13 protein-coding genes are annotated in these 13620 nt (G+C 42.7%); 12 read left to right on the top strand and 1 reads right to left on the bottom strand.

Features of this window, described 5'->3' with window-relative positions; translation table 11 throughout:
* Nucleotides 1-9: 9 nt before the first annotated feature.
* The 4 genes from PV403_RS14180 (at nt 10) to holA (ending at nt 4513) form a co-directional block, all read left to right on the top strand.
* Nucleotides 10-714: a DUF1961 family protein gene (locus PV403_RS14180; protein ID WP_332085082.1), complete on the top strand. Its 705-nt coding sequence runs from the start codon at nt 10-12 to the stop codon at nt 712-714.
* A gap of 568 nt (nt 715-1282) precedes the next feature.
* The gene (locus PV403_RS14175) at nt 1283-1828 is read left to right on the top strand and encodes an RNA polymerase sigma factor (protein WP_213530171.1); all 546 of its coding nucleotides are present in this window, start codon (nt 1283-1285) and stop codon (nt 1826-1828) included.
* Nucleotides 1829-3187 (top strand): anti-sigma factor family protein, encoded by a 1359-nt coding sequence (locus tag PV403_RS14170; RefSeq protein ID WP_332085081.1) that lies wholly within the window; start codon nt 1829-1831, stop codon nt 3185-3187.
* A 303-nt stretch (nt 3188-3490) separates the two neighbouring features.
* Nucleotides 3491-4513 (top strand): DNA polymerase III subunit delta, encoded by a 1023-nt coding sequence (gene holA / locus PV403_RS14165; protein WP_213530167.1) that lies wholly within the window; start codon nt 3491-3493, stop codon nt 4511-4513.
* Nucleotides 4514-4747: 234 nt separating this feature from the next.
* Here holA and rpsT read toward each other — a convergent pair whose 3' ends face one another.
* Nucleotides 4748-5017 (bottom strand): 30S ribosomal protein S20, encoded by a 270-nt coding sequence (rpsT, locus tag PV403_RS14160; protein ID WP_160034046.1) that lies wholly within the window; start codon nt 5015-5017, stop codon nt 4748-4750.
* A gap of 198 nt (nt 5018-5215) precedes the next feature.
* Here rpsT and gpr point away from each other — a divergent pair, with 198 nt between their 5' ends.
* The 8 genes from gpr (at nt 5216) to hrcA (ending at nt 13571) form a co-directional block, all read left to right on the top strand.
* The gene (gene gpr / locus PV403_RS14155; protein WP_213530165.1) at nt 5216-6217 is read left to right on the top strand and encodes a GPR endopeptidase; all 1002 of its coding nucleotides are present in this window, start codon (nt 5216-5218) and stop codon (nt 6215-6217) included.
* Nucleotides 6218-6428: 211 nt separating this feature from the next.
* The gene (locus PV403_RS14150; RefSeq protein ID WP_332085080.1) at nt 6429-7715 is read left to right on the top strand and encodes a stage II sporulation protein P; all 1287 of its coding nucleotides are present in this window, start codon (nt 6429-6431) and stop codon (nt 7713-7715) included.
* Nucleotides 7716-7744: 29 nt separating this feature from the next.
* Entirely contained in the window at nt 7745-8104 is a 360-nt protein-coding gene (locus PV403_RS14145) for a hypothetical protein (protein WP_332085079.1), read from the top strand.
* 124 nt (nt 8105-8228) lie between these two features.
* Nucleotides 8229-10043 carry a translation elongation factor 4 gene (lepA, locus tag PV403_RS14140; RefSeq protein ID WP_332085078.1) on the top strand — a complete coding sequence of 605 codons (1815 nt, stop codon included), beginning with the start codon at nt 8229-8231 and terminating at the stop codon, nt 10041-10043.
* Between the two features lie 294 nt (nt 10044-10337).
* Nucleotides 10338-11519: a radical SAM family heme chaperone HemW gene (hemW, locus tag PV403_RS14135; protein WP_332085077.1), complete on the top strand. Its 1182-nt coding sequence runs from the start codon at nt 10338-10340 to the stop codon at nt 11517-11519.
* Nucleotides 11520-11594: 75 nt separating this feature from the next.
* On the top strand, nt 11595-12059 hold the full coding sequence (locus PV403_RS14130; protein WP_213530155.1) for an N-acetyltransferase: 465 nt from the start codon (nt 11595-11597) through the stop codon (nt 12057-12059).
* A gap of 187 nt (nt 12060-12246) precedes the next feature.
* Nucleotides 12247-12408, top strand: a complete 162-nt coding sequence (locus PV403_RS14125) for a hypothetical protein (RefSeq protein ID WP_332085076.1) — start codon at nt 12247-12249, stop codon at nt 12406-12408.
* A 131-nt stretch (nt 12409-12539) separates the two neighbouring features.
* The gene (gene hrcA / locus PV403_RS14120) at nt 12540-13571 is read left to right on the top strand and encodes a heat-inducible transcriptional repressor HrcA (RefSeq protein WP_332085075.1); all 1032 of its coding nucleotides are present in this window, start codon (nt 12540-12542) and stop codon (nt 13569-13571) included.
* The last annotated feature ends 49 nt before the right edge of the window (nt 13572-13620 follow it).

Genomic DNA, 13620 nt, shown 5'->3' with positions numbered 1-13620 from the left:
GGGTATAAGATGAGCGTATTAATTCCAAAGGAATGGAGCCTCATTTATGAGAATCGCCTGGCATCCCCTGAAGAAGTGAAATCTTTTCGGATGGAAGGTGATGGGGCTGTTACCTTTCCAATGAAACGAATGAGACTGGAGAGCGTAAGGGACCACAAAGAAGGGCAAAAGGCGAACCTGGTATTCTGGTGTGAGAAAGAGTTTCCGGCCGATGTAGCAGTGGCTTGGGATTTTTGGCCGATACGGGAGCCGGGGCTTGCCATTTTGTTTTTCTCTGCTTCGGGCGAAGGAGACAAAGATCTATTTGATCCTTCCCTTCCTGTACGAACTGGCGAATACGATCAGTACCATCACGGTGCGATGAACGCATTGCATGTTAGTTATTTCCGTAGAATGTGGCAGGAAGAACGTAGATTTCATACGTGCAATTTGCGTAAAAGCTATGGATTCCACCTCGTTGCACAAGGTGCTGACCCTATTCCTTCCGTACTTGACAGTGATGGGCCGTACCGGATGCTCGTGGTTAAACAGGGCCCCAAGATCACATTCGCCGTTAATGATCTGCCCATATTTACGTGGGAGGACGACGGCGTTACGTACGGTCCATTACTAGGAGGCGGCAAAATCGGATTTCGGCAGATGGCACCATTTATAGCGGAGTATAGCAATTTGGAGGTATATGGCCTCCAACGTGAGGACAGTAACGAATATTAAAATCAATGCTTACACTATTGATTCAAGCCAATAGCATCTAATTTTCATAGATTTAAGCCTCGGAGAAGATCTGTTTCTCAGGAGGCTTTTTTATTTTGTAAAAAAATAATTGATCCCTCTTCAAATTAATTGGCAATCTGCCGATATAAAGAAGTAGAGATTTAACTTGATTTCCATTTTATGAATTCATTCCTCATTTCGACTGCGTACGAAAGGCCAGAAATCATTCAGCGAAATAAGAAAATACTCTAACATGCGGACCTACTTTTACATTGGTTTCTCTTTCTTTGTAAAAGAAGTCGGCTTTTTTGTGTCTTTTGTGAATAAACTAGTATTTGGGTATATATACCTTTTAAAACCATTCGTACAAATAGTTAACTGGAAATAATAATGACGAAGACCTATATATTTGATATTCTATAGGAAGCTTTTACTTCAATTACCTTATTTTTGGTTAAAATTACATATGATCCTTAGCGTGATAATAAAACGTATAAATTTGGCATAATGTTGCAACAATTTTATATTGTGGCACGTCAGTAAAGATACAAGGAGAGGGGGATCCTTTGTGGTAGAGCAGGGACTCATCAGAGCCGCTCAATCAGGCGATCGCGACGCATTAATTACCCTATTGAGAGATATAGAACAGCACGTCTACAAAACTGCTTATTATATTCTAAATAATGAACAAGATGCACTAGACGCTGCACAAGAAGCACTTATTCGAATATATACCAAGATCAACTCGTACGAAGAAAAAGCACAGTTTAAAACGTGGGTACAGCGTATAGTAACAAATATTTGTATAGATAAATTCAGAAGAACAAAGCCTACGGTTTCGATTGATGAACATGAGATGGTATTTGAGGGACGTCAAGATGTGGAACATGAAGTGATGCTTACTTATGTTTCACAAGATGTACAAGAGGCGATCAGCCAACTCCCCGAGCATCATCGCACGGTTATTGTACTCAGGTATTTGCAAGAACTCTCTTACAATGAAATTGCAGACTGTTTGGATTTGCCGCTGAATACGGTGAAATCTTATTTGTTTAGGGCAAGACAGCAATTGCAAAATCTACTACAGGAGTATCAGAAAGGTGGTGTAACGTAGATGAAATGCCAAGAGGTGGTAGAGCGTATGCACCGATATATTGATCATGATCTGAATGATAAAGAGAAAGAAGAGTTACTAGCACATATAAAAACATGTGATAGCTGCTCTGAAAAGTTTCAAGTTCTTCAAAAACTATCTCACGATCTCGAAAAATTGCCGGATGTATCTCCTCCGTTCAGCTTGGTAGATCGAATTATGCCACAGCTTGATGAGATAGATCGAGGTCGTAAAGAGCAAGGCAGCACCATTCAAGAAATGAAAAAAGAGGATAATATGATACCTCTGTCTGTGCATACAGGAAATGCTTCAAGAAGCTTTAGGAAGACCCGATTGGGACGAATACTTATGGGTACAGCAGCGGCAGCTGTAGTTCTTGGTGTTGCTGTATATCAACATCAGCCGCAAGAATTAAATCAGGCGGAGATCGATAAGAACTACAGCTTAAATGAGCTCGGACCGAGCTCAGTAACGGGAAGTGGCGGGGGAGTTCAGGTAGAAGAAAATACGATCTCTCCTCAACCTGTTGATGAGAAGCCGGGACTAGAGAAACCTGATTCCGAGATGTCTTCTGAGGCGAATTCACAAGCAAAACCGAATGTGGACGCAGGGCAGCCGGCACCCGCTAGTGTGCCTGCAAATCCGGATGAATCCAGGTCAATCACTACGGATCCTGATAAATCCAAGTCTGTTTCTCCTGATTCTGCTGCGTCAAAAGAGAATCCATCAGCTGATCAGAAAGCCGTACCGAATTCTTCATTAGATAAAAATAATGATAAATCTGTAACTTCATCAAACAATTCGGTTTCTTCAGGTACTTCTAACAAGAAGAACGAGAATCCAAAATTGGACAGCAAAGGAACCGTTTCTAAAGAAGATCCTGCTGTACAACAAACACTGCCAGAAACAGAAAAGTCTCTAGTGCCAGACACAAGTGTTTCCAATACGGAGAGTGAAGAGCCGCTCAGCAGTGATGATACCTCAAGCATAAGTATGCTCTCTTTGGATGAGAATTTTCCAAGTCTAGCAACTTCGGTCTCACCGAAATGGCTTTCCCCTGACGGGCTTTACTTGGCAGGTTATAAAGACAGCAAGTTGAGTATCTATCGTCTGGACGGGACAAAGAAAGATCAAAGAATACTTTTGCAAGAGATTGAGATTCAATCTACCTTCGTAAAAGGCAGCTGGTCAGAAGATAGCTTGACCTATCATTACGAAATAGAGCAGGACGGAAAAACGACGAAGTATAGTTATGCCGTTACCAAGGAAGATCAAAAACCAGCTGAAAAGATTGAAGACAGTAGCACCACCCATTCTTCTTCGCAAACTGAAACACAATCCACCGACAACAAGAGGTAGCTTCTGAATGATCTAATAGAAATAGACTATAGCACAAATGATAAGAATGATGAAAATAGAGTCATCATTCAGGCACCATGAGCACCTGGTATGAATATGTATAGGGTAACTCCTTATACGGAGTTTTTAAGGGAAAGCGTCGTATGACCGAGGGCCGGATGGTTTCTAGAGCCATTATTCGGACCTTCGTTTATATAGATGCGTTGACATGGGGACCTGGTTCTGCTTGAAATTAGCAGAACAGGTCCCTTTGTTGTTTCCTGGATTTCTGATAGGATAGAAGGGATGGAGGTGTGTACGTGAATGGACGTAAAGACGGCCGTTAAAGCGATTCGAAAGGGAGAGCCGGCTAGCGTATACTTGTTGTACGGAACTGAAAAATACAGTATTAAACAGTTTACCGATATACTTAAGGAACAGCTTATTGAAGAAGAACATCGTGATTTTGCGATGGCTTCTTATGATACGGCAGAAACCCCGATTGAACAGATCATTGAAGAAGCAGAGACGGTTCCCTTTCTTGTTCCCCGCAAGTTGATCTTTGTTCGGGATCAGAATTTATTTACAGCGGGGAAAGATACAAAAATAGAGCACAAGATGGAGACATTAATTACCTATCTTGATAATCCTGTGGATTACAGCATTCTTGTTTTCCTGGTACAGGGAGAGAAGCTTGACGAACGTAAAAAAATTGTGAAAACAACGAAGAGTAAAGCGACTGTGCTCTCTTTTGGACCGATACATGGAGAAGAACTGACGAGTTGGCTAGTGAAGCAAGCAGCCAGCCGTAAGGTAACGATGGGACAAGAAGCAGCGGAGACTCTTATACAGCGTGCAGGTACAAGCTTACAGACCTTGTCAGCCGAAGTAGACAAACTTTGTTTGTATGCGGGTGAGGGAGGAACTTTATCCAAGCTGAATGTGGAGGATCTGGTCGCTCGAAATACGGAACAAAATATTTTTGCCATGGTCGAAGATATTGCGAATCTTAGATTAGGAAAAGCACTGGACATCTTCTATGAACTTCTGAAGCAAAAAGAAGAACCCATTAAAATTGCCGCCCTGATCTCAAGACAATTCCGGATTATTTTGCAAGTGAAAGAGCTGGGGGCACAAAGCTATTCACAGCAGCAAATCGCAAGTCAACTCGGACTGCATCCCTATGCGGTCAAAATAGCTGGGGAACAGTCGAAAAAATTCCCGGCAGACCGGCTTCGGCTCATTTTGAAGTCCCTTGCTGATCTTGATTATCAGATGAAAACAGGGGCTATCGATAAAGTGCTTGGCTTAGAGTTATTTTTATTAAGACTCGGAAGTAATTCCTAACTCGCCTGAGTAGTATCTAATTAACTCTTATTCATCTTAGCTTGAAAAATACTAGACAGATCGAAACAGCGTCTCTTCGGCGCTGTTTTTTAGTTGATTATGCCAGGTTCGGATCAGCAGCTTTAAGGGGAGAGAAAAGAAGATAAGTATTTCTTGCGGATGGAGGACATACTAAAAAAACCTGATCAGCAGAGCTGTTCAGGTTTTTTGCCTAGTCGTTATGGAAAGCGCTGCTTACGCGTTAGTAAGAGCGTTCAATTTTTTGGCCAAGCGGGATTTCTTACGAGCTGCAGCATTTTTATGAACAAGACCTTTAGTTACAGCTTTGTCCAGGCTTCTGGAAGCAGCTTGAATCGCAGCTTTAGCTGTTTCAACTTCGTTAGTAGCCAGAGCTTGGTCAGCAGCTTTAACGGAAGTGCGAAGAGCAGACTTCTGGGAAGCGTTCAAAGCACGACGTTTATCATTTGTTTTCACGCGTTTTACAGCGGATTTGATGTTTGGCATTACATTCACCTCCTGTTAAGGCAATACTTATGAAATACAAACCTTTCACAACTTAAAATATTCTAGCACGAGCCCCCTTAAAAAGCAAGGATAACATGAGATAAGCCTACAAAACAAAATTGGAAAAACAATTGAATAATTAAAGGCCGTTGTCACAAACTACAAGATATCTGTATTTTGAGGGAGGATCATAACCAAATGACACTGGATTTGCAAAAATATGGCGTACGTACTGATTTAGCAGTCGAAGCTAGAGAACTGGCTCAAATGCATGATCGTTCCCCCATTCCGGGCGTAGAGGAAGAAGTAGAGCAGTTTGGAGATATCAAAGTTACCAGACTAGATGTACTGAATGAAGAAGGTTCGAATCGAATCGGACGTATTATTGGACACTATGTCACACTGGAAGTTCCAAAACTTCGCAATGGTGATACGACACTTCAGGAGAAAGTAACGGCCACTTTCACGAAAGAAATGGAAGATTTTATTGCGAAAATTGGAATATCTAAAACGGCTAAGGTGCTAATAGTTGGGTTAGGTAACTGGAATGTCACCCCGGATTCACTTGGTCCGCTGGTTGTTGAGAATACGATGGTGACTCGTCAATATTTCGAACTCATGCCAGACCAGGTTTCCCCAGGATACCGAAATGTAAGTGCAATTGCTCCGGGGGTGCTTGGCCTGACCGGGATTGAAACCAGCGAGACGGTGCAAGGAATTGTGGAGCGAACAAGACCCGATCTGATCATCGCGATTGACTCTCTTGCTTCCAGATCACTTGAACGCATCAACACGACGATTCAGGTTGCCGACATTGGCATTCACCCTGGGTCCGGAATTGGTAACAAACGAAAAGGAATCACAAAGGAAATTTTAGGTGTTCCATGTATAGCCATTGGCGTACCAACCGTTTGTTACGCTTCGACTATCGTGAATACAACGTTTGAGCTGATGAAGGCTCATTTTGCCAAAGAAACAAACTCCGGTCGTCAAATTCTTGGTGTACTTAATGATATAAGTGAACAGGAACGACTGGGTCTCGTTAAAGAAGTACTTGAGCCGCTTGGTCATGATCTGATTGTCACACCAAAAGAAATCGATGATTTTATTGAAGATATCGCAAATATTATTGCAAGCGGACTAAATGCGGCACTTCATGAAGCCGTTGATCTTAGTAACGTAGCTTCTTATACCCACTAACAAAGAATGGCGAAGTGAAGACCGAATCAGAAGGCCGAATCTATCGGTCTTCTTTTTTGTTTCTATTATTTTAGTTCTACTTGTTTCCTCCGGTTCATAGTTTTGAAGTATGAGAGATTTGCAAGAAGGACGGGTGAATCTCTTACGCTCATAACGAAAAGCATAGACGTTACTTTCGGCTATAAGTGCTTACGGAGGTGGACAAGTTCGAATGAATAAAATACAAACATGGAATGTGGCAAAATGGAGAGCTGGCGTTCTTAGGATGTTAGCAACAGGAAAAGCACTCATGCTGCTTATAATGGTTTCCGCTTTATTTTTTGTTGTGTTAGGTCTTGGAGGGATGGCGGAGAGAAAACTGAATACCTCTTCCATATCGTCCATGAAAGGTTTTGCAGGTTCAATATCAAGCGGGATTTTCATGGATATGCTCGGAATGGAACTGCCTCATCTTGCTCAGGGCAAGCAGCAATCCGAAATAACGGGGGAACAAATCACTTCCTTTGTGTTTGAAATGCTAACAGGTGTAGATCCACTGAATCCGAAAAGCCTTATTGCAAGTCAGGTTCCAGGTATGGGGACTAACGAACCGGTACTGCTGCGTATTGGTTCAGGCAACGAGAAGGCAGAGGCTCCGCAAGACTATCAGCCTGATCCAGGGTACGTTGCTGAGTCCAGCGGGAAAACACCAGGCCAAGCTGAACCTGATCCTGAACCGAGTCCTGATCCAGGTGAGTCACCGGCTCCTAGTAACACCGATCCTGGCACAGAAGTACCAGGTAAGGTTACGGAAAATCAGAGCCCTGCTGAAGCAAAAAAGAAAACGGTGCTCATCTATCATACTCACCCGCATGAAGCCTATAATCCGCTGCTGGGAACGAAGAGCAATAACCCTTCCTCCCCGAAAGCAAGTGCAAATGTGTTCTTGCCAGGAAGTTACCTTATGAAGCGGCTGGAGTCACAAGGGATTGGTGTTGTCCATGAGAAAGAAGATTATGTAACTACAAAAAAAGATTACAACTGGAATTATTCTTATAAATATTCAAGAGAAACGGTTAAAGCAGCAATGGCCGCGAACGATGATCTTACGTATCTCATCGATATTCATCGGGATTCTTCTCGGCACGATAAATCAACAGCAACGATCAAGGGAAAGAGCTATGCCAAAGTCTTTTTTATTATCGGTCATGATAATCCCAATTGGGAAAAGAACGAAGCTTATGCAGCGAAAATTCATAAAAAAATGGAAAAATTGTACCCAGGCCTTTCAAGAGGGGTATGGGGGAAGAATGGCGGAGGAGGAAACAATGGTGAATATAACCAGTCCTTGTCCGAGAACAGTATTTTAATAGAGATTGGCGGTATTGATAATACCGATGCAGAGCTTAAACGTACATCAGAAGCTTTGGCAGACATTATCGCGGAAGTATATATGGAAGACCAGAAGATCGATAAAGCAAGCACAGATCAGAATCCAAGCAGTTCAAATAAGGGCTAGACCACGAATTCATGGACGGAGGGAATAGGATGACCTCTTTTGCAAAAAGATTATTCATGTTTATGGTACTTATCCTATTTGGAATACTGCTTGGAATGCAGATCGCAGGGGAAGGTCTTGATTCGTCGGATAAGAAGGGGGCAGAATTGCCGTCTGCCGGGGAATTAACAAAGCCAGTAATGCAGCAGGAAACCGTATTATTAGAGGAAAAACCGGTAATAGTACAGACTAGACCACAGGTCATTACCCCGAGAGAGGTACTCGTAACCGAACCGGGAAAAGAACCGGCAGTCGATCGATTTGCGGAAAAGACGGCCGGACTCTTGCAGCAAGCTTCCCAAAGCGGGATTCGCTGGGTGGTTTCGCTATTTAACGGTATAACGGATTAGATAATCGTGGAAAAAACAGGAGATTTTCCTGATAAGAACAACTTTGGCTCTCCTCTTATTGAAGGCTGTTCCGCTTACTGCTATAATGAGATGATTGACATTAGGCTGTTTGTGGGGGTAAGGCATGACAGACATTCAAGCAAGACAACGAAAAATTAGAAACTTTAGTATTATTGCACATATAGACCATGGTAAATCTACTTTGGCTGACCGTATTCTAGAGTACACGGGTGCACTGACTTCGCGCGAAATGCAGGAGCAGGTACTTGACCAGATGGATCTGGAGCGGGAACGCGGGATTACCATTAAACTGCAAGCGGTGCGACTTACTTACAAAGCAGATGACGGTGAAGAATATCTTCTTAACCTGATTGATACACCGGGACACGTCGATTTTACGTACGAGGTATCGAGAAGTCTTGCTGCTTGTGAAGGTGCGCTTCTTGTGGTGGATGCGGCACAGGGCATTGAAGCTCAGACGCTGGCGAATGTGTATTTGGCACTTGATAATAACCTTGAGATCATTCCGGTTATTAACAAGATCGATCTTCCAAGTGCAGACCCGGATAGGGTTAAACAGGAGATTGAAGATGTAATTGGTCTTGACGCAAGTGATGCGGTTCTCGCTTCTGCGAAAGCAGGAATTGGAATCAAGGAGATTCTCGAGCAAGTTGTTACGGGGGTTCCTGCACCTACGGGCGATCCAGACAAGCCGCTGAAGGCACTTATTTTCGACTCGCACTATGATCCTTATAAAGGGGTTATTGTATATATTCGCGTCGTTGACGGGAAGATCAAAGCCGGTTCGAAGATCAAAATGATGGCAACGAACAAGACTTTTGAAGTCATTGAAGTTGGCTCATTTATGCCGCGTATGACGATTGTGGACGAGCTTAACGTTGGTGATGTAGGTTTTGTCGTAGCAGGAATCAAGCATGTCGGAGATACACGTGTCGGGGATACAATTACCGATGCCAAGAACCCTGCACCGGAACCATTGCCAGGATATCGTAAAATCAATCCGATGGTATACTGCGGTCTCTACCCAATTGAGACATCGGACTATAATGATCTACGAGAAGCATTAGAGAAGCTGCAACTTAATGATGCATCCCTTAGCTTTGAACCGGAAACATCCAGCGCACTTGGATTTGGTTTCCGTTGTGGATTCTTGGGACTGCTTCATATGGATGTTATTCAAGAGCGGATTGAACGAGAATTCAACATTCCACTCATTACGACAGCGCCAAGCGTTATTTATCGCATTAAGCTGACGAATGGTGAAGTGATCGAAATTGATAACCCATCCAATTATCCGGAGATCGGACGAATTGATCATGTCGAGGAACCATATGTAAAGGCAGATATTATTGTACCAAATGATTATGTAGGTACGGTTATGGAACTTTGCCAGAACAAACGTGGGGAATACGTCAACATGGAGTATCTCGATGCGAACCGTGTAACGATTACGTATGAGATTCCGCTTGCGGAAATTGTATATGATTTCTTTGATCAGTTGAAATCAAGCACAAAGGGATATGCGTCCTACGATTACGAAGTTTGCGGGTATCGCGTGTCGAACCTAGTGAAGATGGATATTTTGCTGAACGGAGAGCAGGTTGATGCTCTGTCCTTTATCGTTCACCGCGAACGTGCATATCAACGCGGCCGGGTTATTTGTGAGAAGCTGCGCGGACTTATTCCACGTCAAATGTTTGAGGTGCCAATTCAGGCTTCCGTAGGTACGAAAGTAGTAGCGCGGGAGACGATTAAGGCGATGCGTAAAAACGTGCTTTCTAAATGTTACGGCGGTGACATCTCACGTAAACGGAAACTGCTTGAGAAGCAAAAAGAAGGTAAAAAGCGGATGAAGCAGGTTGGTAATGTTGAGGTTCCGCAGGAAGCGTTTATGGCAGTCTTAAAAATTGATGATTAATCATCAATTTTTAAGACATCTCATTTGACCTACAATCATCCATTCGGTGCACCACGAATAGTGTGCATGAATGGTTGATTGTACGATTGACTCATTCGGGCACCATGAAAATTGTGAATGAATGATCGAACAATTCTTTCAATCTTGCATTACGAAAAGTTACGCATGATTGTACGATTGTAGTCTTTTCATGTTAAGCATTCGAAAAGGAAAGCCGCTCTGGCTTTCCTTTTTTCTATAATAACGATACAATGATTCCTTACACGATGTATAAATATAAGGGGGTATACCCGCGTGACTCACGAGAAGCTAGCTGGGCAACAATCCGCACCTCAAGCGGTGTATATTCATATTCCTTTTTGCACCAATAAATGTTTCTACTGTGACTTCAACTCGTATGTTCTGAAAGATCAGCCGGTTATGAAATATTTAGAAGCGCTCGAGCGGGAGATGGAATATACAGTAACACAAACGCCTCCGGGTGAGATTAAAACGATTTTTGTCGGGGGAGGTACACCTACTGTACTAAAACCGGATGAAATGGCTTATTTTTTGAAAACAGTTCGGACTTATTTCCCTAACTGGTCAGATGACATTGAATTCTCAATGGAAGCAAATCCAGGTACGACGGATCTAGAGAAAATGGCAGTAATGAAAGAAGGCGGAGTAAACCGGGTTAGTTTTGGAGTACAAGCTTTCCAAAATGAACTGTTAACAGGGATCGGCCGCATCCATAATATAGATGATGTATATCGCAGTCTTGAAAATGCACGCAAAACCGGTCTGACTAACCTCTCTATTGATTTAATGTTTGGTTTGCCAAATCAGACGGTAGAGATGCTTTCTGATAGTATTACACGTGCGCTGGAACTGGATCTTCCCCATTATTCAATCTACGGACTTAAAGTTGAAGAGAATACACTATTCCACACCATGTTCCAAAAGAACCAGCTGCCGCTGCCAAGTGAAGATCATGAACTTCAAATGTATCTCTTGTTAATGGAACGTATGAAGGAAGCGGGATACAATCAATATGAGATTAGTAACTTTGCTAAACCAGGCAAAGAAAGCCGTCATAATATCACTTATTGGAGAAATGAAGATTATTATGGTCTTGGAGCGGGAGCTCATGGATACGTTCATAGACAACGCCATATGAATGTTCGCGGGGTTAATCCTTACAATGAAGCGACTGAAAAAGGACTGCCGCGGCTTGAAACCTTCACTATTACTAGAGAAGAAGCAATGGAAGATTTCTTGATGGTAGGGCTTCGTATGCTAGAGGGTGTCTCAAGTACACGATTTGAACAGCAATTTAATGTGAAGATGGAAGACATATTTGCCAAACCACTGCATAAAATGTTGCATGCAGGGCTCTTGGAAGCGGAAGGTGACATGTATCGCTTAAGCAGCCAGGGAGTCCTGTACGGGAATGAAGTGTTTGCTGAATTCATAGGTGCGATAACCGTTAAATAATATCTTGAACTTCTATGCGTCATGTTGTATATTTATACAAATATTGATGGATCATACATAGGAGGAGAGAAAATCATGACCGCGGTATGCAGAAAAGCGTCGCCCGAAGATGTTGATTCATTATACCTGATGATTAAAGGCTATGCAGAGAGAGGAATTATGCTTCCCCGCTCGCGAGACGTGCTGGAGAGGCAGATAGATCTTTTTGTTGTGGCTGAAGTCGATGGAAACGTCGTTGGATGCGGCTCTTTATGCCAATTGGGGAATGATCTGGTGGAAGTCAGATCGCTTGGAATCTCGGAGGGTCACAAAGGCCAAGGGATTGGTTCCTTGCTGTTAGACAAACTTGTAGAGGAAGCCAGAGAACTTCAAATACCGAAAATCATGGCTCTTACGTATGAGGTATCTTTTTTCGAAAAGAATGGTTTCGCTATTGTAAGCAAAGAGATTTTCCCGGAAAAGGTATGGACGGATTGCGTTCACTGCAGTAAACAAAGTTGCTGTGACGAAATTGCCGTATTAAAAATACTAAGTGAATAGAAGCAGACCAATTAGCTGCGGAGGAAAAAGAAGAGTTTTATTCTGATTTCCTTCGCGGCTATTATGCATCCAAAGCCTGCATTTGGTTAAAGTATAAATTGTGATAAATGTAACAGACGCCTCATGAGCGGCTGATATAGTAGGAGGGTATGTTTACTAATACCGTCTGAAAAGGAGATAACGCTCTATGCAGATGCTTGCATATATTGGTCTGATCGGCAGTGCTATTTTTTTCTTTTTCATCTTATTATCAATGGTCCTGGAAAAGTGGAATAAAAAATGGCTTACACTTGGTCTGCTTGTGTTTATCACTATTTTTGCAATCAGTGCTGGTATAGGTGTGAGTTAGGTATCTTAAAAGACCAAACTGACTTGACAACGTTCAGGTCTGTTTGGTATTTTTGTATTATTGATTAGCACTCGTTAGAGTTGAGTGCTAACGATGAAAACACCACATTTAATTTAGGGAGGGGCACACGTATGTTAACCGAGCGACAACGACTGATCTTGAATGCTATTGTTGACGATTATATCCGTTCGGCGGAACCCGTGGGATCCCGTAGCATTTCAAAAAGGGGCGATGTTGGATTTAGTCCGGCAACAATCCGTAACGAAATGTCTGACCTGGAGGAAATGGGATTTTTGGAGCAGCCGCATACATCTGCCGGCCGCATTCCTTCACATAAAGGATATCGTTATTATGTTGACCATTTGGTTCCCTGGAAAGAAACGGAGCCCTCTGAGCTTCAACAGCTCAAATCTTTTTTCGCTGAAAAATTAAATGCGATGGAACAAGTGATACAGCATGCTTCGACCATCCTATCCCATATGACCAATTATACTTCGATCCTGCTGGGTCCAGAGGTGTTTCATACCTCGCTTCGTCATTTTCAGCTTTTACCGTTGGGTGAGAATTTAGCAGTGGCGATTATCGTAACCAGCACAGGCCAAGTGGAGAATAAGACAGTAAGTCTTCCTCCCGGCATTCCATTATCTGAAATGGAGCGAGTAGTGAATTTGCTGAACAGCAAACTGGTGGGAGTACCTTTATATAAATTAAAAGCTAGACTGCACACCGAGATTGCAAAAGAGATGGAGAAACACATCTCCCATTATGAAGGGTTTATGCACTTGCTTGACTCGGCACTTGATGGAGAATCTGAACATCGTCTTTATCTCAGCGGCACAACGAATATGCTCAACCAGCCGGAGTTTAGAGATGTGGAGAAAGTAAAAGATATCTTTGATCTTTTGGAAGAGACACCGACCATGCTGAAAATGATGACACCTAAGATGGGGACAACAGGTGTACAGGTTCGGATCGGCACGGAGAATAAGCATGAAGCCTTTTCCAATTGCAGTCTGATTACAGCGACTTATTCTGTAGAAGGTGAGGCACTTGGGACCATTGGAATATTGGGCCCGACTCGTATGGAATATGCGAAAGTGATCAGTATTCTTAATGTGTTATCTAAAGATCTGACCGCTGTGTTAACCCATCGTTTTAAATAATTGTGATGAGAAATAGTCAGTTGGTCATTCTAATTCTTGTCTTCTTTTA

This window comes from Paenibacillus sp. GYB006, from assembly GCF_036577645.1.
GTDB lineage: Bacteria > Bacillota > Bacilli > Paenibacillales > Paenibacillaceae > Paenibacillus.
Note: the sequence above shows the minus strand (reverse complement) of the source record. Positions and strands in the feature narration are given on the sequence as shown.